Genomic DNA, 24,130 nt, shown 5'->3' with positions numbered 1-24,130 from the left:
TCGCTCAACGGATAAAAGGTACGCCGGGGATAACAGGCTGATCTCCCCCAAGAGTTCACATCGACGGGGAGGTTTGGCACCTCGATGTCGACTCATCGCATCCTGGGGCTGAAGCTGGTCCCAAGGGTTAGGCTGTTCGCCTATTAAAGCGGTACGAGAGTTGGGTTCAGAACGTCGTGAGACAGTTCGGTCCCTATCTGTTGTGGGCGGAGGAGAGTTGAGAGGGGCTTTCACTAGTACGAGAGGACTGTGAAGGACGGACCTCTAGTGTGCCGGTTGTCGCGCCAGCGGCAGCGCCGGGTAGCTATGTCCGGTGGCGATAATCGCTGAAAGCATCTAAGCGAGAAGCGTGCCTCAAGATAAGCTCTCCCGGGGCGTATGCCCCCTAAAGACCACTCGTAGACCACGAGTTTGATAGGCTGGGTGTGGAAGGCTCGTAAGAGCTGTAGCTAACCAGTACTAATCGGTCGTGCGGTTTAACATCCTTTGCTCCTGATAGACATGGTCTCACCGAAATGCGCAGAACGCATTTCGGAGTGCGGAAGAAAAGTTCTGACGCACACAAGATTTGTTCAGTATGACTGTTCCCGGTGGCCATACCGGAGGGGCCCCACCCGTTCCCATACCGAACACGGAAGTTAAGCCCTCCAAGGCCGATGCTACTGCTGCCGCGAGGCAGTGGGAAAGTAGGACGCTGCCGGGTTACAAACAGAAAGCCTGCTGGTGAAAGCCAGCAGGCTTTCTTACTTTTTGTCTCCCCGCAGCGAAACCTACTTTCCTAGGCCTACTGGAGGCAAAGTACCTATCCGCCGCGATTTGATTGAACGCGGCGGAACGAGCAAGCTTGGTTTGGTCCTGTTGCGGCGAACAGCCTCACCGTGCTCACTCCACCCATCCCCCAGCGGGTCCCTTGCGTTGCGCGCAGTGAGGCTCCCCGTTCGCCACGTCACCCGCAATATAACAATGCAACCCTTAGCTCAAAGGAGTAGAGGAGCACTGCAATCGCTTGTAGATTACAGTGCTTTATGTCGAAATACATTGATTAGATGCGGCGGGACGAGCTAGCCCACGACAAAGAGCTTGCTCGGCAGGCTAATGGTTGGGCGGGTGCTCCGCGCTGTTTCTGTATAAATGGCTTCTTGAGTTATTTGGGCACAGTGAGCTAGCATACGAAGCATGAAAATATTCTTAAGCTATGCCCGCCATGATCGAGAACTTGCTGGCAGACTGGCCAAGCAACTCGAGCACAAGGGGTATGAGGTTTGGGATCCTGAACGAGAACTTTTGCCAGGCGGGGAATGGACAGCTTCGTTAAAGAGAGCCCTTGCTGATTCCGATGCGATGGTTTTATTGCTTTCACCGGACTCTGCAGAATCGCGTTGGGTGACTTATGAACTGGAATATGCACTGAGTGCCAAACATCTCAGTGGTCGGCTGATTCCGGTACTGGCCCGTCCCACAAAAAACCTGCCGTGGATCTTGCGTGAGCTTCAAATGATTCGAGGCTCGGATGATGTCGCGAAAATGAGTCGGCAAATAGCTGATCGCTTGGCACTTCAACCTAATCATGATCAGAAGAAGAGCCAGGCGAAAGCCAGCTGAGGTTTTTCTCTCTCATTCGGCCAAAGATCTTTCATTCGCGTCCCGCCTTGCACGCTCCATTTCGTCTGCCGGTGTCCCGGTCTTCTTCAGCAAGAAAAGCATCCGTGGTGCCCAACAGTGGCATGATGAAATTGGAAAAGCATTGAAGAGATGTAACTGGTTCCTTCTTGTGCTTTCTGCCCATTCGGTGAAGTCCAAGTGGGTCAAACACGAGCTCCTCTACGCATTAAAAGAGAACCGCTTTCGCGAAAAGATTGTTCCCTGTCTCTATAAAGAGTGCAAACCGGATAATCTCTCGTGGACGTTGTCCCAATTCCAGTTTATAGATTTCCGTTCCGGGTTTGATGGGGGTGCGCATGAGCTCCTTGCTCTTTGGGGTTTAAAGTATAGGCCGACGAAGCATGCGCGTAAAAAATGAGAGCTCGGCTCGTAACGGAACGAGGGAGCGCGTGCATTCCATCCTCAAAAATGGTTTATACTCCTGGCAATTCATCATCGAGAGGCAAGAATCAGTGGGCCGTTCTTGTCCCGCGCACGACACTCCGCAGTTCGATTGCATGATTGCAGCAGGATCGTCGGCATCCGGCAGGCCGCTTGGGACGGCCGCATCGAGCTCGCATCTACCGTATTGGTTGACACACTCGAATCATATGTCGAGCTGGTACTGAATGCACTCGACCATCCAGAGCCCATGGGTACTGATCACAGTACGATCGGTGATTTTTGTTTAGATGACGACGAACGATCAGCCGCAAGTGCCAGGTTAGGAGTGGCGTTTTCGGATACAGAATACATTTACGAAGTCGCGCAACGACTTCGAGACAAGTCTGGAGGATAATCATTGGGGGAGTGATTTCGATCCAAAGCAATTGATGTGTTCAGGCAAGATCTGACCCTCTCTCTCAAGCTATTGACCTCCATGTGGCCTTGTTGGATGAGCTTCTTGAACAGCCTTAAATGCATTTCCTGAACTGAAATGCCTCCTAATTGGGCAACGATACCTCTTGGCGCAAGGGTAAGACATAACTCGAAAAGATACGAGGGATGGGTTGTTGGCTGGGAGGACGACAGATGCTGTCGGATTTACATCCATAGGAACGGTGAGCATCGTGTGGCTGTCGAAGAAGAGTTGGAAATTTGTAATGACATTGAAGGGGTTTTGAAAGTTTCTGCACTTCCAGGTATTCAGCAACTTCAATGCAGGATTGGAGTGGGAGACTTCAAAGCATTGCCCGTTCCTTGCACCATCCGCACTCCAGGCTGGTATCATGCCCGCCCTCTTCTGAAAAATACGCTTCCAGGGGATTATGACTATACACTCAGAATATCCGCGCTCAAGCGGGTCCCAGAGCAAGATGAGTGGTTTCTTGGAGACTCGGTAGGAGAGGACACAATAGCCTACTTCTACAACCGGCTGCGTCCTATTCTCGGGGATGGTTTCCCTGTATCAATTGTGCCAGCTTCTAATCCTTGTGCTCCAAACTGGGGACTAATTAAATTGGTCCGTAGGTTCTGTAGTGAGGGCTGTATTGACGCAACCTCATGCCTAAATCGCTCAAGGCAAATATGTCCACAACACGACCTAAGTGGGAATGGTCGTTGCGGAATAGTACGCCAAAAAGAGCTACTGAACAGTATTGAGATCAGAGATCAACCGCGTATATCCAGAACAAAGGGGTCGTCCAGAACAAAGGGGTCGGGAGTCTTTTTCAGGCGCGGTCACGCTCGGGCGGTCTGATCGCCGCGCCTTTCAACTGCCCAAAGGATATTACTTCTCGTCTCGGATTGCCGCTTTTACTTTGGCCTTGAGCTCCGGAGTGACCTCTCGAATCCCGTGCTGTTTTGCGTGTTCCGCGGCATTCTTCAGCACGTCCTCCTCGGTGTTGCCCCGTACAACATGTTTGCATCCGGACGATGGATCAACCTTGGCGCACTCAACCATTTTCCCCAATGGTCGCTCCTCCTTGTTGAGCACCGGTATAGGACCTGAAGTCTGTAATACGAAAGGCCTTGTCATCAATATCAGTTCGGCAACTTATAGCCAATCTACCATGAGCAAAACTAGGGTAATCCCCATGTAGCTCATCACTGCTTCTCTAGACGTGCCGCAATTCGCGAATCCGCCGACCTCCAGCCGGCGTCGAATGGATGGCCGAGGCTGTCGATGTCGATGACCACTGGTGCGTGATTCGAGGGCACCGGTTTTCCTTTCCGCGCCTCGCGATCGATCTCAGCCCAACCGACGCAATGTTTAATGACGTGGTCACGGGAACACGGTGCGAAGAGTCAGGTCGCCAGGATGGATCCCTGGATTGCGAAGCTGTGGCGCTTGTGCTACAGCCTAACTCAGTTAAACTGTGAAGGGAACCGAACATGGCTCGAAAGACGGCAGTGCTGGGATTCTCGGTGAGTCCAGAGCTCGCCAAGGAATATATAGCGCTTGCAGAGCGGGAGCGGACAACGAAGAGCAACCTCTTTCGTCGTATGGTTGAAATGTATAAGACGGAACGGGCCGAACAGGAATTTTTTGCGCTTCAGCGGAAGATGGGACGCCGGGCTCGCAAGGCAGGTATCTTGACTGAGGAAGACGTGGAGCGAATTGTGTTTGAGAATCGCTGATGGAAGTGGTCTTCGACACGAACGTGTTCGTGTCGGCATTTATCTTTCCGGGCGGTCAAGGGGAACAAGCCTTTCTTCTCGCCCAACGCCGCAACGTTGCGCTGCACACCTCCCTACCAATTCTTACCGAAACTGCAAGGGTGCTTCGCGAGAAGTTTGATCAATCGGAACACGACATGACGGCCGCGTTAAGGATGATCGGAAGGATCGCAACGATTGTGCGGCCGGTGCGCAAGATCGCCATACTGGAAGATGTGCCGGATAATCGCATTCTGGAATGTGCCGTTGCGGCTCAGGTAGATCTCATCGTGACAGGCGATCACCATCTTCTGAGGCTGCGACAGTTCGAAGGCCTATCTATCGTGCGCCTTGCTGATTTTCTTCGAACCATCCCTTTATAAAGCAATCGTGTAGCAGTCAATGAGCCGTGAGGAGGGAGCTTCTGTGGGTGATCTCAATGGCATGAATACTTTGAGCAAGGCCGGTAGAAATATTGTCCCGGAAATTAATGCCGATCAATTGGCGTGTGTCTTTGGCACGCGACTCACTTCATGACTTGGTGAAGCTCAGGTGCCAAGATCAAAGTCTCACCGGTGCTCATCGCTACTTTTGCAGGCGTGCCGCAATTCGTGATTCCGCCGAAATCCAGCCGGCGTCGAACGGATGGCCGGGGCTATCGATGTCGATAATCACCGGCGCGTGATCCGAGGGTACTGGTTTTCCTTTCCTCGCTTCTCGATCGATTTCGGCCCAAACGGCGCGGTGTTTTAATGACTCGGTCACAAGTAAGTGATCGATGCGCATGCCGACATTTTTATAGAAGCTCCCGGCGCGGTAGTCCCACCACGTGTAGCGCCCTGGTTCCGGATGATGTAATCGGTAGGCATCGACGAATCCCGCCCTCGACAGCCGCGCATACGCCTGCCGTTCGCGCTCCGAAACGTGTGTGCCGCCATGACAGGCCTGGGGGTCCCACACGTCGATATCGTCTGGCGCCACATTGAAATCACCGCCGATGACGACCGGTGCATTTGGAGAGACGGCCTGATTGATCCAGCGAGCCAGCTTGTCGAACCATGCGAGCTTCGCTTCATAAAACGGTGAATCGATCTGCCGGCCGTTCGGCGCGTATACAGAGATGATGCGTATGCCGCCGCATTCGGCACTGATCATGCGCGCCTCGGCTAACAGTTCGTCATCGCCGGTATCGGAGGTTTGGGCTGGCCGTAAGGGCTCTCCAAAATTTGTGATCACGCCGCCGATGCCGCAGCGGCTCGCGATCGCGACTCCGTTCCATCGACCTTCACCATGGTGCGCGAGTTCATATCCGGCCTGCTTGAATGGCGCGACAGGCGCATCCGCGTCCGCCAGCTTCGTTTCCTGCATCAGCAGCACGTCCGGCTTCGCCCGATCCAGCCACCACATGACCTTGTCGAGGCGAGCTTTCAGCGAGTTCACATTCCAGGTGGCGATCCGCATGCCTCAAGATTATCCCATCTCGGCCGAGTCTTGGGGCAGAAAAACGAGGACATTTCCTCCACGCCATCTAGTGTGAGCCGTTCTGCTCCTGCTAAGCTGCTCCCATGACTCGATCTCTCCGAGGAAAGTCCGTCATCGTGGTTGGAGCCGGGCTGGCGGGTTTGACGGCTGCCGTGGAGTTGCAGAGACACGGCGCGGCCGTCACGGTGCTGGAAGGTCAGGATCGGGTCGGCGGAAGGGTGTTGACGATCAGGGACGGGTTCGTTGGGCGACAGCATGCCGAAGCGGGCGCCGATTTCATTGACGAAGAACACGAAGAGATGTGTCGGTTGGTTCGCAGCGTCAAGTTGAAGCTGGTACCGGTCCTACGTGCCGGGTTTTCTTTCGCGCTGTCGTCCAACGGCACGGTGCGGCTGCCTGTTTCCGGCGACGGAATCTGGAAACGGTTGACGCATCATCTGGCGCCGCTGATCCATGCCTATCGGTTGAGCGAACAGCGATGGGATGGAGCGGTGGCCAGGACATTGGGCGCGATGTCCGTGGCGGACTGGATGAAAGAGGCGTCGTTGCCGCGCGAGTTGCGCCACATGCTGGTTGGCTTGCGAGGATTCTTCCTGGCCGATCCAGCCGATCTGTCGTTGCTCAGTTTGGTCGATCAAGTGGCATCCGGCAGTCCGGGGAAGGGCGGCATGTACCGGATCGCAGGTGGAAACGACCAGTTGCCAAAGACGCTGGCGTCGATGCTCCACGACCAGGTGCTGCTCCGGCATGAAGTGTGTGCCGTCTCCCAATCCAAGGCGACCGTTCGTGTCCGTGTTCGTACCGGAAATAATGAGTCGTGGCTTCGAGCCGATTATCTCATTCTCGCGCTACCGGCCACGAGAATGCGGATGCTCGAGATTCGACCGGCCTTGCCTTGTGAACAGGCTGCTGCCGTCTCAAAATTGTCCTACGGGCCGGTTACCAAAACGCTGCTGCAGTTTGATCGCCGATTCTGGAACAACCCGCATCGGCGGTTGGCGTATGGCACGAACCTGCCGATCGGCGCTGTTTGGGATGCCAACGAGCAACAGAAGGGAAAGCCGGGGATCTTGTGCCTGATGGCCGGAGGGACGACAAGTGCAGCGACCCGTCAGATTTTATCGACTCCCGGGGTGGCGGGCCTGGTTCGCGCGCTCGATTGGCTCGGCAAGAGTAAGAAGAGTTTGGTCTCGATGCGTTCCATCACGTGGGAACAGGATCCGTGGGTTTACGGAGGCTACGCGGTCTTTGGTCCGGGATTTGATCCGACGCAACGGTCGTGGCTGGCCCGTCCTTGTGGTCGTATTCTCTTCGCCGGTGAACACACCAGCCTGCGATGGCAAGGCTATATGAATGGAGCAGTGGAAAGCGGATTACGAGCCGCAGCCGAGGTCCTAGCCTTGAGCCGGTAATCGACGAGCATAGAAGGACGTTCTGTTTTTCCCATGACCGATGTCTGCGGAACAGGGCAGGCTCATCACCCTGATGAACCTGCCCCGGTGAGTTGTCGATGGACCGGGACCGTGCTTGTGTTCACACGGGCTATTTTTTCTTCCCCATCGTTTCTTGTAGAAGGGCTTTCCATTCGTCCCGGTTGACGGCCGGCATCGTCGTAATCTGGATATGCCCCATGGAGGCATTCATGACCGCGGCTTTCATGGCCGTCTTGTTGTCCGGATATTCCCAGATCGCCACCACATCGTATTTACCGAGGCAATAGTAAGCCTGGACCAGCTTACCGCCGAACGCTTTGGCGTTCCTCTTGACCATCTCGGCGCGCTCGACGCCCTGGTCCTTCATGGTTTGAAGGCCATGTTGGGTGAACTTGATTAGGCTGACGTAGCTCGGCATAGCAGACCTCCTTGGTGGGATGGACACCTGCGAATGTCATAAAATCTTAGGCTTCTTTGGTGGGTAGAAACAAGAGTCAGTTTGTTTCATTCCTTCGATGGGGCTATGCAAAGGGTGAACTCAACAGGCTGATGGGAAGACGCGGTGGCGAAAGGTGTCGATTTCTCGAAGCCCGTTCGACTACAAGGTAAAGGGGCTATCGTGTGGATCGCTCCAGATCACTCCCAACCCATAGAAAGGAACAATAGCCGTGGGCACCAATACCATTCGACTCCATCGTGTGTTTCGTGCGACACCGGAACGGATTTACCGGGCGTTCCTTGATGCGGACGCCATGACGAAATGGCTGCCGCCTAACGGTTTTACCGGCAAGGTCCATCACATGGATGCCAAAGTCGGCGGCACGTTCAAGATGTCGTTTACCAACTTCACCACAGGCAAGAGCCACTCGTTCGGCGGCCAGTACCTCGAACTCGTGCCGCATGAACGGATTCGTTACACGGACAATTTCGACGACCCGAACCTGCCGGGAGAAATGCGCGTGACCGTCACGTTAAAGAAAGTGTTTTGTGGAACGGAAGTAAATATCGCGCAGGAAGGGGTGCCCGACGTGATTCCAGCCGAGGCCTGCTATCTCGGTTGGCAAGAGTCGCTCATTCTGCTCGGAAAACTGGTCGAAGCGGAGATATTAGACTAAAGCCGCCGGTTGAGGTCTAGAAAGGTCCGTGCGTCTGGATCGCGGAGTCAACGGTATAAATCATGGTTGGCTGCTGCTATACTGCCGGACAGATGCCGAGCCACCGGTCGTGCGGTTCGAACCGAGGAGGTTCCGATGCTGCCGCTCAGCCTTGCCGTGATTCTGGTCTCGTTGCTCGCATCACCTGTTTTCGCAGAGGAGAAATCGGCTTGCTCACTGCTGACCTCGAATGACATTGAGGGGGTCAGTGGTGGGAAAGTGACCGCGTCGCAGCCGTTGCACTTTGATGATATTCCAACCGGCCAGAACAAGGTCGTGAAAGTGGTCGGCTGCATGTGGGGCGTCTCCACCATGGGGCAAGTCTCCATGAGTTGGCTTGTCGGCCCCCTGACCGATGACGAGATTGCCCAGTTGATCAAGATGACCAAAAACAATCCGGGAACCGACAACCTGAAAAAGACCGGCTACAAGGAGACAGCCAAAGATTTTCCCCAAGCCTGGTGCTCGACCTATACTCCCCCGACCTCAGCCAAAGACGGTCTGCTCATGTCTGCCTGTGCCGGTGGAGCAAAGGGGCATGGGCTTTCGCTCACGTTCATGAGCCCCACCAAAGCACTTACGATCGATCAGACGAAGGCTCTCCTGGACAAGGCCGCTTCGCACGTCCGTTGAGGGTACGCCGTCCACACCCCGGAGCACACAATGGATACGCATGCTAAGAGCTTTTATGACATCGACCTCGTCACCATCGACGGCAAGCCGCAGAAGATGGATGCCTATCGCGGGAAGACGTTACTCATTGTGAATGTCGCGAGTCAGTGCGGATTCACGCCGCAGTATCAGGGACTGCAAGCGCTCTACGACAAATTCAAAGACCACGGGTTCGAGGTGCTCGGATTTCCCTGCAACCAGTTTGGGCAGCAGGAACCGAATGGGGAAGCAGAGATCGAGGAGTTCTGCACCCGGAATTTCGGTGTCACCTTTCCGATGTTTACAAAGATCGACGTGAACGGCGTAAATGCCCACCCACTCTACCAGTACCTCAAATCGGAGAAACCCGGGATCCTCGGTACCGAGGCGATCAAGTGGAACTTTACCAAGTTCCTCGTCGGCTCCGACGGCACGGTTCTCAAGCGCTATGCGCCGAGCGATAAGCCGGAGGCGATCGACGCCGATGTGGCCGCGAGGTTGTAGAGAACTGCGGAACCTGTGCCCTGTCGTATCCTCGCTGAATCTATTTCACTGCGCGAATCGTTCCACAACTTGAGCGGTTGTGACGACTTCGCCGAAGATGCCGCCCTCGACACCGATCATGGCCAAGGCGGCTTTGTGCAGGGTTGGATCGCCAGAAGCGCAGGCATCGCTCACCGTGATACATCGGTATCCAAGGTCGACTGCTGAACGCAGCGTCGAACTGACGCACACCTCCGTGGTGACGCCTGTGATGATAAGCGTTTCGATACCGCGCTTGGTCAGCGCCTGTTGCAGTGTGGTGTGAGAGAACGCACTATAACCGGGCTTGTCGATGACGATCTCATCAGCCCTTGGGCGTAAGCTTTGGACAAAATCATGTCCGACTTCTCCACGCACCAATAGGCGTCCGAGCGGCCCCTTCGAGCCGATTTCCGCGCCGGCTCTTCGGCTGCGCTCCAACTTATACGGGGGACAGTCGGAGAGGTCAGGCACATGGCCTTCGCGTGTGTGCACGATCAGCAGCCCGACTGCTCGTCCCACCACAAGCAGCTTTTCAATCGGACGGATGGTTGCGGTCAGAGGCGCGATGTCGAGTCCCGCTTGTGCCGCGTACCCTTCCGGCAGGAGAAAATCACGCTGCATGTCGATCACCAGTAAGGCGGTCCGCGCGGGCATCAAGGAATTGAGCAGACTCGTCGTCGTTGGGTTCATGCCATACGATGTACCCGGGGAAAGTCCTATGTTGCCTAGCAAGGCGGCAACCCCGACGCCGGCCGCGATCCTGCTGCCTTGAACCAGGATGTCACGGCGCGATGGGCCATCCCCGGTCGTGGACGCCTCCTCTACAACGATAGGATCCGTCGTATTAAGGTGCTTCGTTCTCATCGCCCTACTTTTTCGTGCAGCGAGAGTCCGTCTTCTGAATCGCTGCGATCTTTTCGTCATCGAAGGGGATGGGTGCACACCCGTGTCCCTTTTCACAGACGAAGTCGAATTTCGCCGCCGGTTGATGACAACTTAAACACGTCACGCCTTGGGAATGATTGACGACCTGGTCTCCTCGTTCTTTGATCTTGGTCCCTTCCTTCGAGACCTCCAGATCAAAAAACTCCCAGCCGTTCGTCGTGGGAAACTTCTCACGCGGATGCTTCACCATGGCCTCAAACGGAATGAGCTGAAGGATCGTACCGACGGGATACTCCTTGTCCGGCACGCTGTCGCGGAAGATCCGCATCGCCTCTTTCAACTTCTTCGGATCGTCGTGTTTAAAGTATGTGTTTCTGACCTTCGGCCAGTCGAGGATGCAGCCGAATGTGTGCTCGGTCACGGTGATGTCTTGCGCCGACGCGCCGGACACGATGAACAAGCCAAGCCCGGCAGCAAGGATGGTCCGTTTTATGCCCGCGGCTGAAAACCGGGTGATGATCGCGATCCTATGACGCATGTGGTGTACTCCTTTCTTGGTCATTTATCCGAAACACTCAGACAACCCCTTGTGCCAATGGGGCAAACTTCGCTGCATGCTTCCCGATGAATTCCTGCACGCTCAATGGCCTCTGGCCCGTCAGCGTGAATACGTCGTCCGACATTCGGTCGTAATGCCCCGCGCGGTGCAGATCGGCCATCGTTGCAAGATGGTGCACAAGATGAGCCGGTAAACCTCGTTTGAGCAGCCCGTCTTGCCACGCCTCGACCGGAATATCCGCAAAGGTGATCTTTCGGCCGAGCGCCTTCGAATACTCCTGTGCAAAGAACTGCATGTTCTCGGACTGCGGACCGGTCAGGTGATAGGTCTTTCCGATGTGTGGTTTCGGATCGGTAAGCAACGCGGCGATGACACGGGCAACGTCTTCTACTGCGACCGGAGAAGTTTTGCCTTCGCCGAACGGAAGCCTGATCTGACCCGACTCCTTGACCGAATCGGGGGTGGAGATTAGGAAAAAGCCGTCGAGCAGCACGGTCGGCCGCACGTGCACGACCGGCAGCCCTGACCAGTTCAAGGCCTGTTCGGCGAGCCAGTGCAATTTGTGCTGCGGGCTTGGGGTACTTTCGGTGATGCTCATTTGTGCGAGCGTCATCTGCGACATGTTGATGAACGCTTTCACGCCGTGATGCTTCGCCACCGCCGCTGCATTGACTGTCGCGGCCAGATACGTATCCGACACCGACATCCCGAAGTACATGGTGTCGCAGCCGGCAATTGCCCTATGCATCGAATCGAGGTCGAGCAGGTCGCCGACCACGACCTGGGCACCCATATCGCGCAATGCCTCCGCGCGCTGGTCTTCATGCCGCACCATCGCGCGCACCGCTCGGCCTCGCTTGAGCAGCAGTTTGGTGACCGAGCGGCCTATCCCACCGACGCGGCCCGCCGCGCCGGTAACTAGAATTGGATCTCTCATTTTCTGCGCTTCCAGGCGTTGGCCGTACTACTGTGACCTCGGCAGCGCGGGCGGTGCAACTCAGGCCCGCTGCGGTAACTTCCAATTGGGTCTCACATAGTGACAGGTATATCCGTTGGGATATCGTTCAAGATAATCCTGATGCTCCGGTTCCGCCTGCCAAAATGGACCGGCCGGCCGGACCTCTGTGACCACCTTGCCCGGCCATAGCCCCGACGCGTTCACATCGGTGATCGTCTCTTCTGCCACCATGCGTTGGGCCTCCGAGGTGTAGTAGATCCCGGAGCGGTATGAGGTTCCTCGATCGTTACCTTGGCGGTCTACGGTCGTAGGATCGTGGATTTGGAAAAACACTTCCAGCAGGCTACGGAACGTCAGCGTGTCCGGGTCGAACACGACCTCGATGGCTTCCGCATGCGTCCCATGATTGCGATAGGTGGCATTCGGCACGTCACCGCCGCTGTAGCCCACGCGTGTAGACCGCACACCGGGGAGTTTGCGGATGAGATCCTGCATGCCCCAGAAACAACCGCCGGCCAATATCGCTGTTTCAGTTCGGCTCACGTAAATACTCCTTTCGTCGCACGCAGGTCCTGCGTCGGACGTTCGTCTCTTTCGGAAGATTATCCCTCAGCCTTCCGCAGTGAGAGGGCGTTGATGCAGAACCGTAACCCGCTCGGTTCAGGTCCATCTGGAAACACATGGCCGAGATGAGCATCGCATACATTACACGTCGTCTCGATCCGGTTCATGTCATAGCTGTCGTCCTGATGATAGGCGATCACCGCCGGCTTCACGGGTTGAGTGAAACTGGGCCAGCCGGAGTGGCTCTCATACTTACGCGCCGCATCGAACAGCACGGTATCACAGCAAAGACACCGATACTGTCCCGGCTCGAACAGCCGACACATGTCCGAGCTGTGCGCCCGCTCAGTTCCCTTCAGACGTGTCACACGGAATTGGTCGTCGGTGAGGAGCGCACGCCACTGCGCCTCCGTCTTCTCAACTCGGCGCGGCGGCGGAGGATTGCCGTGACGAGCCAAACGGAGTACATCATCCCATTGCAAAATCTCCGCTGAAGAGACATCGCCCTCCGCCCGGTCGGCTGTGTTGGAACGGTCTTCATACTGCATCATAGATCCTCCGTTCAGCGGCCCGATGAGGCACGCGCTTCAGGTACCACAGATTGATTCACTTCCCACTGCCGGGTGACTTCAACGGCACGACGAGCGCCTCACTCTCCTGTGACAGCAGAAACACCAACAGCTTGGCCGGTTCGGTCTTGCTCGCATTCTTGGATACGACATGCGGTATCTTAGGAGACTCATACCAGCTCTGACCTTTTGTATAGGTCATAGGCGCCTGTCCTCCTAATTGAGAGACGACGGCTCCCTCCAACACGTAGGCGAACACCGAGCCTGGATGGAAGTGCTGGTCGGATGCGGCGCCCGGCGCATAGTCCACAGTGATCACAGTGCCTTCTTTACCGGCCAGGTCGGTCAACCGCTCCTTCAATAAGACCGACACGGCATCCTCTGCCATGGCGGTTTGTCCCAGCAGCAGAATCGCCCCTGCCAGTGCCGTCCACTGCAATGCCTGTCTCGTGACAGTGCGGATACATAATGTGATCGTCATCATTCACATGCTCCTTTCCTGCCCCATGTATCACGTCTGCGCGATGCGGAGAACATTCTTCCCGCGCATAGGTTTCTGTTCGTAAGCCTGGCGAAAGTGTTCCATTGCGAAGACGGAACCCGCGACGGGTCTGAGGACACCAATATCGATCAGATGCGGAATGTTCATCAACTGATTCCGGTTCGGTTCGACGATGAAGAAGGCATCGCGCACCCGCTGCTCCTGCGCCCCTTCGGCATCGGCCGCAATGGTCACCAGCCGGCCACCCTTTCTGAGCACTCCCCAGGAACGGTCTCTCGTGTCTCCTCCGATCGTATCAAGTACCACATCGACGTCTCTGATAACCGTTTCAAACGGTGTGATCCGGTAATCTATGACTTCATCGGCGCCGAGCGCCTTGACAAAGTCCGCGTTCGCCGCTGAAGCCGTTACGGTCACGTGTGCCTTCTGATACCGGGCTATCTGCACGGCAACGCTGCCGACACCGCCGGCTGCACCATGGATCAATACCCGTTGTCCTGCCGACAGATGGGCGTGATCGATAAGGGCCTGCCAGGCGGTCAGGGCTGAGATCGGGATCGCTGCGGCCTGAGTGTGTTCAAGTGTGGCAGGCTTCGGAGCAATGTGGGGAGGAACCGTCACACAATATTCCGCCTGCGCCCCGTCTATGAACCAATCGCTCAGTCCATAGACATGATCTCCAAGTCGAACACCCGTGCACTCCGGCCCGACCGCTTCGACAACACCCGAAAATTCGTGACCCAGAATAATTGGAAAGGGTCTCTCTCCGCCTTCAAGAGTATGGAAGGTGGGATACCAGGCGAACTCCGTGGGCGTAATCGCTGTGGCATAAACCTGAACGAGCACCTGATTGCCTTTTGGAATCGGTTTCGGCGCCTCGTCATAACGAAGCGAGTCGGGGCCTCCAGGTCGATGGAGCCGTATCGCCTTCATGGGAAGGGCCTCATCGTGTGACCTTCGTTGCTCATCATATGAAGAATAGTGTGGGGCCTCGATTCAATGTGCCGTTACAGCGGGCCTCCGGCGAAGAATTGCTCGCGCGTGATTTTGCTGTCCTTGACCGTATAGATACCGACCTCTTCCACCGTGATCCGTTGGCCGGTGGCTTTGGGGGTGACTTCGAAGGTGAAGTGAACCGCGAACTGATTGGGACCGTTGAAGAATGGACCGCGGACCTTTTCTCCGCTGATGGGATTTTGGGCCTGAAAGCGCTCGGACTTCTGGATGACCGGTGTCTTGCCGGCCGTTTCCTCACCGTTGGGTTCGACGGACACGATGTTGGGATCGTACATCGTCTGCATCACGTCGAAGTTCTTGCCTTGGTTGCACATCTCCACAAACTGGCCGGCAATGGTTTGAAGGTTCATGGCGCGCTCCTTTCCAGAAGCATTACTCGCTGCGTTCTTGTGTGGCCCTGGAATGGAATCCGGTAGCCATAGCACACGTCCGCAGTAAGGTTATGGGTTGTGGTGTTGCGTAGACCGATCCTCATCGGTCCTGTTGCGTCAATGGAAATCAATCGCATAGCTGGTTTCGCAACTCGTGTCATGACAAGAGGTACCTAAATCGACCACCTTTCTCACGGAGTAGGCAGTCGCGCCTCAGGTGGTCGCAGGCGGGTGTAGGATTCGAAGTATGAACTTCTTCAACAGGCACTGTCAAAGAGCGTGACTGGAAATCATGAAGCCGCCTGGCTCGCCTTTTCCCACTCGATCGTCTTGACCCACTCGGCAAACGTGGTCAGAGGAATTCCGTATTGTTGCTTCAGTTTTGGAATGTCGATCGCGTAGCCGACTTCGTTGAACCAGCGGAACATGACGGCGAAGTCATGTCCGAGTGCGCTCTCGGCTTGATCCAATGGAAATTCTCGAAAGCTGATCGGTCTGGCCATGGTCTTCGTCAAGAGGGCTGCAACCTCGGGGATCGTGAGTTCATCACCCGCCAGGTCAATCGCCTGGCCGATGAAATCCTTCGGGCGCATAAACGCCGCCGCGCTGAAAGCACCGATGTCCTTAAGCGCGACCATCGCAAGTTTCCTGGCCGGTTTCATGGGCACACTGATGACGCCATCCGCGGACGGTCTCGCAAACGTGGTGAAATTCTCCATGAACCAGACCGGCCGCAGAATCGTTGCCGACAATCCGATTTTCTGGATGTGTTGCTCCACCTTCCATTTGCTCTCGAAGTGCGGAATCCCGGTCTGGCGATGTGCGCTGCCGACGGACGTATAGACGTAATGCGTGATTCCAGCTTGCTTGGCGGCATCCGCCAGCATGATCCCTTGACGCACCTCCGCGTCCATGCCCGCCTCGAACGGGGTGGACATGGCAAAGACGCCGCTCACGCCGCGCAATGCCATCTGCAGAACCGCCTGGTTGGTCAAATCGCCTTGCACAATCTCCGCCCCGGCCTTTGCCAGAGCCGCCGCCTTTTCCGGATGCCGCGTCATCACTCGAACCTTCTGCCCCTTTGCGATCAACGCCCGTGCAACCGCTCCACCCTGCTGCCCCGTCGCTCCGGTTACCAATATCGGATTGTTTGAGGCTGCCATCGTCATCCTCCTTTATCTCGACATGCCAACGGACTTCTCCTTACGTCTCCATAAAACTTGGCATAAATCGAATCGTAATGCATCCCGAAAAAATGCGGATGGGATGCTTGGTGGTTTGGACCAGTGTTTGGAGGGCTCGATCGAGACGAACAGGGTTGCTCTAGGTATGCACTAGCATGGATTAGCAGGGTCGTGGCGGGGTCTCGTCACACGCCAGGCAATCGTCGATGCGCTGACCATGAGGAACGAAGCCAAAAGGAATGGCGCGCCCGGCACATGCCAGATTGAACCTGCACTGATGGCGTAGGCGAAGATTTGGCTGAACAACATTGGACCGATCAGGCCGGTCATGCCATTGATGCTTGCAAGGGCGCCTTGTAGTTGCCCCTGTTCCGATCCGCTGACGCGCCGTGACATCAGTGCCTGCGTCGCCGGCCCCGCAAGCCCCCAAAACGCCATGAACGGAATGCCGAGACAGTAGATCCACCCTCGTGGCGCGAATCCGTAGACGAAGAATCCAAGCGCGCCGCTGAGCGAGCCGATGAGCAAGGTGGCCCGCTCGCCCACGCGCGCCGTGATCGGACGGACCATCCCGCCCTGCACAATCATTGCCGCGAGACCCACGGCGGCCATCACCATTCCTACCATGCCGGTGCCCCATCCATACCGATAACTCAAGTAGAGAACCGCCGTACTCGGCAGCACCGCATGAGCGAGATAGCCAAGGAACGCAACGGCGGAAAGACCGAACAATTCATGATGCGATCGCAAGAGCACAAGCGATCCGACGGGATTCGCTCGCCGCCAGCTGAATGCCATCCGTCTGTCCGGGGGTAACGACTCCCGCAGCACGAAAAATCCGTAGCACGCATTCAACAGACTCAGGGCTCCCGCACCCCAGAACGGCCATCGCGGGTCGATGGCGCCGAGCCATCCGCCGATGGCCGGGCCGAAGATGAATCCAAGACCGAAGACCATTCCGATCTTGCCGTATGCCGCGGCCCGTTGTTCAGGCGGTGTCACGTCGGCGATGTACGCGCCGGCGGTGCTGAAGCTGGACGACGCGATGCCGGAGATGGTGCGGCCGAGGAACAGCCAGGCGACGTTCGGCGCCAGCGCCATCACGATGTAGTCGAGACCCAGTCCGAGATTCGACAGCAACACGATAGGTCTGCGGCCGAATCGGTCGGACAGCGCGCCCTGAATGGGGGAGCAGACGAACTGCATGACCGCCCAGGTCGTGCCCATCAAGCCGTAGATCGCCGCAGCCTTCGCCGTGTCGCCGGACACAAACTCCTCGACGAGTTTCGGTAATACGGGAATGATGATCCCGAACGACAGCATGTCGAGAAGAACGGTGATAAGGATGAAAAGGATCGCGCCCCGAGGCGGCTCGGTCGCGGCAGTTGCAGCGGTCATAGGCGGCACAATCCTACCAGGATGCGCCGTCGAACTGTATCAACATAAGCACACCAGTGTCTTACTGATTCTAATCCATGTCGCGAAGCATGGACGCGCGTGAAGCGAACACGTAGAATGAGCCTCTCTTTCATGTAGGGAGCGGATGAATTCGACGGTTGTGCATGCGATCATTCTCGTGTTCGTCTGTGGACCGCTGTTCGGTTTTGCCGAAGCGCCCGGCCGGTCCATCGACGTCGTGCCGCATTGGAAAAAAGGAGAGCGGTTGAGTCTCGAAATTACCAGAGTGCGCGAAAGGGTGGTTGACGGCAAGTCGACGGTTACAGGGAAAACATTCACTCCTTTCGCACTGGAGGTCCTGAGTGCCGCAGACGACGGGTATCTCGTCGGGTGGACGCTGGGTGAGACCAGGTTCGATACGGATGAATCGGCCGAGGAGTCGTTCCTCCGGCAAGTGGTTGATATTATGAAAGGGCATCAGATTGTGCTTCAGATCGATCCGCACGGAACGGTAACCGGGGTGCGGAACTGGAAACAGCTCAAGGACGCAGCGCTCAAAACGATGGATACCATCCTGTCCGGGACGACCGACACGCCCAAGGGAAAGATGGACCCCATGCTCATCGCCAAGTTGCGTGCTCAATCAGCATCCATGCTGGCTACGAAGGAGCAAGTTGAACGACTGTGCACGCGCGAAGCCAAACTCTACTTTATGGTTCTTGGGCGACACTATGCCCTGAACGAACCCTTGGGATACGAGGATGTCTTGCCGAATCCGCTCGGCGGCGAGGCTTTCCCGACGCAGGCCACGTTCGTCATGAAATCGTATGACCACAAGTCGGAGCAGGCCGTCATCGCCTGGCGCCAAATGCCTGATCCCAAGGAGGCGGCTCGGATTCGTAATGCCATGGTCAAGGAGATGACGTCCCGTCTGGCAGGAAAGAAACCTCCGCAGGGAGCATTTTCGGATACGATCACGATGGAAGACCGCGCCGAAATGCTTGTCGATGTTGCCGCAGGGTGGGTGAACACACTCTCGCATGCGCGGTCGTTGACGATCGGACATCGCGCTCAAGTGGATACCACCTCGATCGTCAGACGAATCCCGTGAAACACGAAACAGGCCATCGATTTCCTTCGAGACTCGTCTACCCCGGACAAGGGTTCTCCCTAGCTTGCCGGTACGCAAGTGGAAGCGCATACTGAGCTCCTCTATGTCTACGGCGAAAGCATACGCCGCAACGAACGCGACCTCGTCGCTTGCTCTCACGACGATTCCGAGGCGCGAGCCTATTCCATACGACGTACAACTCGACATTCTCTTTTGCGGCATCTGTCACTCGGATCTCCATCAGGTTCGCAACGAGTGGAGCGGTGTGATGCCCACGGTCTATCCCTGCGTCCCCGGCCATGAGATCGTCGGGCGTGTGACCAACGTCGGATCGGCAGTCACGAAATTCAAAATCGGCGACCTCGCCGCCGTCGGCTGCATGGTCGATTCGGACAGAACCTGTTCCGAATGCCAGGCCGGCCTTGAGCAGTTCTGCGGGAACGCGACGCTGACGTATAACTTTCCCGACAGGCACCTCGGCGGCGTGACCTACGGCGGATACTCGGAGAGCATCGTAGTCGACGAACGCTTCGTCTTGCGTGTTCCTTCCAATCTCGATCTCGCCGGCGCCGCTCCACTTTTATGCGCGGGGATTACGACGTACTCACCGATGCGTCATTGGGGCGTCACCAGGGGGAAGAAGGTCGGCGTGGTCGGTCTCGGGGGCCTCGGCCACATGGCCGTGAAGTTTGCCCGCGCGCTTGGAACCCACGTGGTGGTCTTCACCACATCACCCAATAAGATAGAAGACGCGCTTCGCCTCGGCGCCGACGAAGTCGTCATCTCCCGTCACGCGGATGAGATGAAGAAGCACGTCGGCAGCTTCGACTTTATCCTGGATGCCGTTTCCGCGGATCACGACATTACCGCCTATATCGAACTGCTCCGCCGTGACGGCAACATCACCCTCGTCGGTGCGCCCGAGAAACCGTTGTCGGTCCCGGCGTTCAGTCTGATATTCGGCCGGCGCAGCCTCTCCGGCTCTCCCATCGGCGGCATCGCCGAAACCCAGGAAATGCTCGATTTCTGCGGGACGCACAACATTACCGCCGATGTCGAAGTCATCCCCATTCAGAAGGTCAACGAAGCCTACGACAGACTGCTCAAGTCCGACGTGAAGTACCGCTTCTCGATCGATATGGCTTCGCTCAGATCCAAATAGCCGGAAAACAAGTGATGTCGTGAAACCGTGGAGCTCGCTGCTTGCGGGCGTGGCTCTGGTGTCAGCGAGACATGGTTACCCTCGGTGATGCCACAGGTTAGAGATGTCGGGGAGGGAGGACTGTATCGAGCACAGCACGATGTTTCCGCAATATCGTTTGAGCCTTCGTAACGGTAGATAAGACAAACGAGACGGTGTCTCCGGGAGCCAATTGCGCCGCGAGCGGGAGATCGGCAGAAATGACGACGGCAATCTTGGGATACCTCCGGTCGTTTGCCGGTCGGCCATCAGAAGAATCGGTTGTTCATCCCGGGGCACCTGCACGGCGCCCATCGCAGTGCAGTCGGAGATGAATTGTGCCCGTCCCTTGTGGACGAGCGGTGGTCCGCTGAGGCGATACCCCATCCGATTGGATTGGGGAGTGACCGTGTAGGAGGAGCTGGTCAGGATCGTGAGTGACGCGGCACTAAAAGAACCCTGTTGAGGACCTGGAATAATGCGCAGGGTCGCGGACCGGCTGCAGCGAGGCACCAGCCGATCCGGAAGTCGTTTCCCAATCAGACGGTCGATGGATTCCATGGGCAGCCCGCTACACAACAAGTCTCCCTGCTTCAAAGGCCTCCCCTGGAATCCGCCCATCTCGCTCGTACAGTGTGTCGAACGACTGCCCAGAATCCGTGGAACGTCGATCCCGCCGGCTATTGCGATGTAACCGCGAGCCCCTGATCGCTGACTGCCGAAACTCAGTCGGCTGCCACGCGCGACCTCGATACTTTCCCAAAGCGGGACACTGCTGCGATCGATAGTCGGGGAGAGGTCTGCTCCGGTGATGGCGATGACCGCGTCTCGCTCGAACTGAAGCTCAGGTCCTTTTAAGGTCAACTCGAGCACGGCCGCATGATCCGTATTCCCCACCAAGCGATTGGCGACCGTTGCTGAATAGCAGTCCATCGCGCCGGCGACGGGAACTCCATATTGCTGATAGCCGTATCGTCCCGGGTCTTGCACCGTGGTCAGCCAACCGCCTTTCACCACGAGAAACCTGGTGGGTTGATGGCGGCTCATGCGTGTGCTTTGACGATGCGTATGCCTGCCGATTCGATCTCGCTTCGCATGAGCCTGACAAACTCGACAGCGCGTGGAGTATCCGCGTGCATGCACAGGCTGTCGGCATGCAACGACACCCGCCGGCCATCGATACTGGTCACATAGCCGTTCAGGATTTCCCGCAATTGCCGGCGAACCTCTTGTTCGGTTTCGAGCAGCGCGCCCGAATCAGAGCGTGGAACGAGTCTGCCGTCGGCGCGATAGGTTCGATCGGCAAAGGCCTCCTGGGCAACCGCCAACCCTGCGCGTTTGCCGCTTGTCACGAGAACTGATCCCGCGAGAGCGAAGAGCAATAGCTGAGGATCGAACGCCGCGACAGCTCGCGCCACGGCACCGGCCACGGCCTGATCCCTGGCGGCCAGGTGATACAGCGCTCCATGAAGTTTCACATGGGTGAGTGTCAGGTGTTCCAGTGCCAGTACATCGGTCAGTGCCGTCAATTGCGTGGATACTAACGATGCGACTGTATCGGGTGAAGTCTGACGATCCCGGCGACCGAAACCGTCCGTGTCCGGAAATCCCGGATGCGCGCCGATGGCGATTCCGTGTCGAGCGGCCAGAGTTGCCGTCCTGCGCATGAGATCGGGATTGCCCGCATGAACGCCGCACGGGATATTGACCGATGAGATCAGCGGCATGAGTTCCGCTTCACACGCCAGCGCCTCCGCGCTTTCGTACTCACCCATGTCACTGTTCAAATCAATGGTTTTCACGCGACGCCTCATGGCTCAGGCGATTGAATTCAGCCCGATCGATCGATTTGAATTGAACCAGGTCGCCGGCGTTCAGCAGAAAGGGGTTTTCACCGGTCTTGTCATACAGGTGGATCGGCGTCCGTCCGATCAGACGCCAGCCACCTGGGGTCGTGGTCGGATAAATGCCGGTTTGACGGTCGGCAATGCCGACTGATCCGGCCGGAACCTTGGCTCGAGGCGTGGCCAGGCGCGGCATGGCTAAGCGTTCGGGGACCAATCCCAGATAGGGAAAGCCGGGGCTGAATCCGAGCATGTAGACGCGGTAGCGAATCGAGGTGTGTAACGAGACGGCCTGCGCCGGTGACAGCCGGGCGAACGCCGCAACGTCCGCCAAATCCGGCCCATATTCCCCGCCATACAGAACGGGAATCTCGTGCAATGTTCCCTGCGATTCGCGGTCGTGTGGTACTCGTCGAGGCAGGGTTTTCAACTTGTCGGCCAATGCCCCCGATTTCCACTGAAGCGCATCGTAGTAAATGGTCACCGAGCGATAGGTCGATACGATATCGACGATGCCGGTCCAGTGTTGGGCGACTACGGTTTGAGCAAATGCAACGGCGCGGGCATTGATCGTGGGATCGATCTCGTCGCCGAACTCCACCGTGATTGCGGAGTCGCCGAGTGGCACAAGGCGGAATGTCTCGTTCGAGGTTCGATGCGTCGGTCTTGAACGATTGGAAGCCGGCATAAATTGCGCAAGAAAAGAACAACGTTACCCTACCTGGTTTACGACGGCAGGTAAAGAAACCGTGTGACGAAAATGAGGACAAGATTTGCCTATGTACGAGAATGTCAGCGTGCCTTAAGCGTGGCCAGAATTGATTGGGCTGCGTCTATGCCGGAGAGAGCGGCGCCTTCCATGAAGCCCTGCCAGTCGTAGAATGAATTGGTGTGCTCGCCGGCAAAGAAGAGATTGCCCGCCGTGACACCCTCCAGTCCGGCCATCGTCGTGAATTGACCGGGACGGTAGCAGGTATAGCTGCCTTTCGCCAACGGATTCGACGGCCAATGCTCAAGGTGCGCAAGATATTGTCCATCCGCCAATGTGGCGGCTCCGATCACTCCAGGATACACGCGATTGAGATCCTGTAAGAACTGCTTTGCTGCATCCTGGACATCGGCCGGGCTGAGGTTGGCGCCACGCGCTCCGCTCGAATAGTCGGTGAGAATCCCTCTCCGGTCGGATCCCAAGGTGGGGTTTGTTTCCCAGGTTGTCTGATGATTCTGCAGATCTGAGTAGGAGGTTCCGTCTCCTCCTAGCGTACGCCAGGGACGACCGGAGAAGCCGATCATCATCTTGGCGTTGGTGCCGTACCCCAGTCTGTGGATGGCCTCGAGTTGCGCGGGCGGAAGCGAGAGGTTCGGATCAAGCGTCACTTCACGCAAGGTGGTAAAGGGAACGGCCAGCACAGCTGCGTCATGAGTCACGCTGACCGTGCGGGATCCTCGCTGGAACGTCAACTCGATGCGTCCGTCACTCAGGCGGTGTATTTGATCAAGTCTGGTCTCGTACGCGATCTGTCCAGGGAGCTCGCGAGTCAATCCTTCGATGATCCGGTCGTTCCCGTCGACGAGATGATAGCGTTCCTCGCTGAACACCCCGAAAGGGGTGAACTTCGAGCGGCGGTCGGCATGAATGAAGAGGAGGAACGTGAGACAACTTTGCTCCTCCGCCGCCAGGCCATATTCCGCTTCATAAGCGGCAATGATCACGGCCTTCGCCAATGGCCCGGCCGAGACACGGGCTCCATTTCTGCCTTCAAGATATTCCAGCAGATTCGTGCGGTCTAGAGCCACATCGTCTGGTGTATGGGAATCGGCCGTCACTTCCCGCGACAGCCGATTCAAGTCAATCCGCATCACTGAGACCAAATCACGGAATTCGGCTACGACCGCGGCTTCTGAATACCGTTGCCCGAAGAAGTGATAAAAAATTTCTCCGGGTTGTTTGTTCACATCTTCTACGCCAAGGCGGAATCGCTTCGCGTAGCCCAACATGGTCTTATGGAGGTTATCGATGAGCTCGCCGCCGCGTTCCGCCACCTGGCCGGGGAAGAATCCTCGCAAGGACCAACAGCGGCCGCCGGTCCGTGAAGCCGCCTCATAGATGGAGGCGCGGATGCCTCGCGTCTTGAGCGTATCGGCGCAGGCTAGTCCCGCCAACCCGGCACCGACGATGCCGACGGACAGGGCGGAGGGCGTTGGCTTTGCAGCATCAGTCGGACGGGGAATCATCGTGTCGAGAGCGAGAGTTGCGCCTGCCGCTCCTACACCAAGGAGAAACCGGCGCCGAGAGATCGACTGCGCGGATTGAGTAAAGGCTGACTGGCGGACCATCTCAATGGCATCGGCACTCGAGATGTGCCGTCGCTCAGCTAGTAAGGCGGCGGCCATTGATCGTGTAAAGGAATGGAATGCGGCGCTTCGAGCCATCGGCGAGCCTTCGGGATGAATCCGAGCAAAGGCGGTATTTACAAAAGGCCGGGAACGGCGAACAGAGGGGA

Annotated in this window: 27 protein-coding genes and 2 rRNA genes (1 of these 29 only partly in view); 12 read left to right on the top strand and 17 right to left on the bottom strand. The window is 56.9% G+C overall.

Annotated elements, in window-relative coordinates; genetic code table 11:
- The 4 genes from H8K04_12575 to H8K04_12560 form a co-directional block, all read left to right on the top strand.
- Positions 1-484: ribosomal RNA gene (locus H8K04_12575) — 23S ribosomal RNA — on the top strand; it begins 2,525 nt to the left of the window's first position.
- A gap of 102 nt (positions 485-586) precedes the next feature.
- Positions 587-703 (top strand): 5S ribosomal RNA (rrf, locus tag H8K04_12570).
- A gap of 473 nt (positions 704-1,176) precedes the next feature.
- On the top strand, positions 1,177-1,602 hold the full coding sequence (locus H8K04_12565; GenBank protein ID UVT14677.1) for a toll/interleukin-1 receptor domain-containing protein: 426 nt from the start codon (positions 1,177-1,179) through the stop codon (positions 1,600-1,602).
- On the top strand, positions 1,568-2,020 hold the full coding sequence (locus tag H8K04_12560; protein UVT14676.1) for a toll/interleukin-1 receptor domain-containing protein: 453 nt from the start codon (positions 1,568-1,570) through the stop codon (positions 2,018-2,020). The genes H8K04_12565 and H8K04_12560 overlap by 35 nt, the downstream gene beginning before the upstream one ends.
- Before the next feature lie 1,350 nt (positions 2,021-3,370).
- On the opposite strand, the gene H8K04_12555 is transcribed toward H8K04_12560, so the two are convergent.
- Complete coding sequence (locus H8K04_12555) at positions 3,371-3,544, bottom strand: DUF1059 domain-containing protein (GenBank protein ID UVT17970.1); 174 nt, start codon at positions 3,542-3,544, stop codon at positions 3,371-3,373.
- Between the two features lie 431 nt (positions 3,545-3,975).
- Here H8K04_12555 and H8K04_12550 point away from each other — a divergent pair, with 431 nt between their 5' ends.
- Together H8K04_12550 and H8K04_12545 are read left to right on the top strand one after the other, a co-directional pair.
- On the top strand, positions 3,976-4,221 hold the full coding sequence (locus H8K04_12550; protein UVT14675.1) for a CopG family transcriptional regulator: 246 nt from the start codon (positions 3,976-3,978) through the stop codon (positions 4,219-4,221).
- Positions 4,221-4,622 carry a putative toxin-antitoxin system toxin component, PIN family gene (locus H8K04_12545; GenBank protein ID UVT14674.1) on the top strand — a complete coding sequence of 134 codons (402 nt, stop codon included), beginning with the start codon at positions 4,221-4,223 and terminating at the stop codon, positions 4,620-4,622. The genes H8K04_12550 and H8K04_12545 overlap by 1 nt, the downstream gene beginning before the upstream one ends.
- A 202-nt stretch (positions 4,623-4,824) precedes the next feature.
- Here H8K04_12545 and xth read toward each other — a convergent pair whose 3' ends face one another.
- Positions 4,825-5,700, bottom strand: a complete 876-nt coding sequence (gene xth / locus H8K04_12540) for an exodeoxyribonuclease III (protein ID UVT14673.1) — start codon at positions 5,698-5,700, stop codon at positions 4,825-4,827.
- Between the two features lie 104 nt (positions 5,701-5,804).
- Here xth and H8K04_12535 point away from each other — a divergent pair, with 104 nt between their 5' ends.
- The gene (locus H8K04_12535) at positions 5,805-7,133 is read left to right on the top strand and encodes an FAD-dependent oxidoreductase (protein ID UVT14672.1); all 1,329 of its coding nucleotides are present in this window, start codon (positions 5,805-5,807) and stop codon (positions 7,131-7,133) included.
- Between the two features lie 130 nt (positions 7,134-7,263).
- On the opposite strand, the gene H8K04_12530 is transcribed toward H8K04_12535, so the two are convergent.
- Positions 7,264-7,572, bottom strand: coding sequence for a GYD domain-containing protein (locus H8K04_12530; GenBank protein ID UVT14671.1), 309 nt, complete (start codon positions 7,570-7,572; stop codon positions 7,264-7,266).
- A gap of 250 nt (positions 7,573-7,822) precedes the next feature.
- Between H8K04_12530 and H8K04_12525 the strand changes: the two genes are divergently transcribed.
- The 3 genes from H8K04_12525 (at position 7,823) to H8K04_12515 (ending at position 9,463) form a co-directional block, all read left to right on the top strand.
- Positions 7,823-8,269 (top strand): SRPBCC family protein, encoded by a 447-nt coding sequence (locus tag H8K04_12525; GenBank protein ID UVT14670.1) that lies wholly within the window; start codon positions 7,823-7,825, stop codon positions 8,267-8,269.
- Positions 8,270-8,404: 135 nt separating this feature from the next.
- A complete protein-coding gene (locus H8K04_12520) occupies positions 8,405-8,941 on the top strand; it encodes a hypothetical protein (protein UVT14669.1) in 537 nt (178 codons plus the stop codon).
- 30 nt (positions 8,942-8,971) lie between these two features.
- Positions 8,972-9,463, top strand: a complete 492-nt coding sequence (locus H8K04_12515) for a glutathione peroxidase (GenBank protein UVT14668.1) — start codon at positions 8,972-8,974, stop codon at positions 9,461-9,463.
- A 45-nt stretch (positions 9,464-9,508) separates the two neighbouring features.
- Here H8K04_12515 and H8K04_12510 read toward each other — a convergent pair whose 3' ends face one another.
- From H8K04_12510 to H8K04_12465, 10 genes are all read right to left on the bottom strand, one after another.
- Positions 9,509-10,174 (bottom strand): cysteine hydrolase, encoded by a 666-nt coding sequence (locus tag H8K04_12510; protein ID UVT17969.1) that lies wholly within the window; start codon positions 10,172-10,174, stop codon positions 9,509-9,511.
- Between the two features lie 178 nt (positions 10,175-10,352).
- Complete coding sequence (locus H8K04_12505; protein UVT14667.1) at positions 10,353-10,907, bottom strand: hypothetical protein; 555 nt, start codon at positions 10,905-10,907, stop codon at positions 10,353-10,355.
- 37 nt (positions 10,908-10,944) lie between these two features.
- Positions 10,945-11,865, bottom strand: a complete 921-nt coding sequence (locus H8K04_12500; GenBank protein UVT14666.1) for an NAD(P)H-binding protein — start codon at positions 11,863-11,865, stop codon at positions 10,945-10,947.
- 60 nt (positions 11,866-11,925) lie between these two features.
- Positions 11,926-12,429 carry a peptide-methionine (S)-S-oxide reductase MsrA gene (msrA, locus tag H8K04_12495; protein ID UVT14665.1) on the bottom strand — a complete coding sequence of 168 codons (504 nt, stop codon included), beginning with the start codon at positions 12,427-12,429 and terminating at the stop codon, positions 11,926-11,928.
- A 59-nt stretch (positions 12,430-12,488) separates the two neighbouring features.
- Complete coding sequence (gene msrB, locus H8K04_12490) at positions 12,489-12,935, bottom strand: peptide-methionine (R)-S-oxide reductase MsrB (GenBank protein UVT17968.1); 447 nt, start codon at positions 12,933-12,935, stop codon at positions 12,489-12,491.
- Between the two features lie 121 nt (positions 12,936-13,056).
- The gene (locus H8K04_12485; protein ID UVT14664.1) at positions 13,057-13,503 is read right to left on the bottom strand and encodes a cupin domain-containing protein; all 447 of its coding nucleotides are present in this window, start codon (positions 13,501-13,503) and stop codon (positions 13,057-13,059) included.
- A gap of 27 nt (positions 13,504-13,530) precedes the next feature.
- Positions 13,531-14,454 carry an NADP-dependent oxidoreductase gene (locus H8K04_12480; protein UVT14663.1) on the bottom strand — a complete coding sequence of 308 codons (924 nt, stop codon included), beginning with the start codon at positions 14,452-14,454 and terminating at the stop codon, positions 13,531-13,533.
- A gap of 74 nt (positions 14,455-14,528) precedes the next feature.
- Complete coding sequence (locus H8K04_12475; GenBank protein ID UVT14662.1) at positions 14,529-14,888, bottom strand: nuclear transport factor 2 family protein; 360 nt, start codon at positions 14,886-14,888, stop codon at positions 14,529-14,531.
- A gap of 311 nt (positions 14,889-15,199) precedes the next feature.
- Positions 15,200-16,072, bottom strand: a complete 873-nt coding sequence (locus tag H8K04_12470) for an NmrA/HSCARG family protein (GenBank protein ID UVT14661.1) — start codon at positions 16,070-16,072, stop codon at positions 15,200-15,202.
- A 171-nt stretch (positions 16,073-16,243) separates the two neighbouring features.
- Entirely contained in the window at positions 16,244-17,491 is a 1,248-nt protein-coding gene (locus H8K04_12465; GenBank protein UVT14660.1) for a TCR/Tet family MFS transporter, read from the bottom strand.
- 145 nt (positions 17,492-17,636) lie between these two features.
- Between H8K04_12465 and H8K04_12460 the strand changes: the two genes are divergently transcribed.
- Together H8K04_12460 and H8K04_12455 are read left to right on the top strand one after the other, a co-directional pair.
- Positions 17,637-18,602, top strand: a complete 966-nt coding sequence (locus H8K04_12460) for a hypothetical protein (GenBank protein ID UVT14659.1) — start codon at positions 17,637-17,639, stop codon at positions 18,600-18,602.
- A 103-nt stretch (positions 18,603-18,705) separates the two neighbouring features.
- Positions 18,706-19,764, top strand: coding sequence for an NAD(P)-dependent alcohol dehydrogenase (locus H8K04_12455; protein UVT14658.1), 1,059 nt, complete (start codon positions 18,706-18,708; stop codon positions 19,762-19,764).
- Positions 19,765-19,839: 75 nt separating this feature from the next.
- On the opposite strand, the gene H8K04_12450 is transcribed toward H8K04_12455, so the two are convergent.
- The 4 genes from H8K04_12450 to H8K04_12435 form a co-directional block, all read right to left on the bottom strand.
- Complete coding sequence (locus H8K04_12450) at positions 19,840-20,829, bottom strand: biotin-dependent carboxyltransferase (protein ID UVT14657.1); 990 nt, start codon at positions 20,827-20,829, stop codon at positions 19,840-19,842.
- Positions 20,826-21,584: a LamB/YcsF family protein gene (locus H8K04_12445; GenBank protein ID UVT14656.1), complete on the bottom strand. Its 759-nt coding sequence runs from the start codon at positions 21,582-21,584 to the stop codon at positions 20,826-20,828. Before H8K04_12445 ends, H8K04_12450 begins: the two co-directional genes overlap by 4 nt.
- Entirely contained in the window at positions 21,571-22,254 is a 684-nt protein-coding gene (pxpB, locus tag H8K04_12440; GenBank protein ID UVT14655.1) for a 5-oxoprolinase subunit PxpB, read from the bottom strand. Before pxpB ends, H8K04_12445 begins: the two co-directional genes overlap by 14 nt.
- Before the next feature lie 164 nt (positions 22,255-22,418).
- Positions 22,419-24,059 carry an FAD-dependent oxidoreductase gene (locus H8K04_12435; protein ID UVT14654.1) on the bottom strand — a complete coding sequence of 547 codons (1,641 nt, stop codon included), beginning with the start codon at positions 24,057-24,059 and terminating at the stop codon, positions 22,419-22,421.
- Positions 24,060-24,130 lie beyond the last annotated feature (71 nt).

It is taken from the genome of Nitrospira sp. (assembly GCA_024760525.1).
Lineage (GTDB): Bacteria > Nitrospirota > Nitrospiria > Nitrospirales > Nitrospiraceae > Nitrospira_D.
The sequence above is the reverse complement of the archived record's forward strand: the minus strand, read 5'-3'. Positions and strand labels throughout refer to the sequence as shown.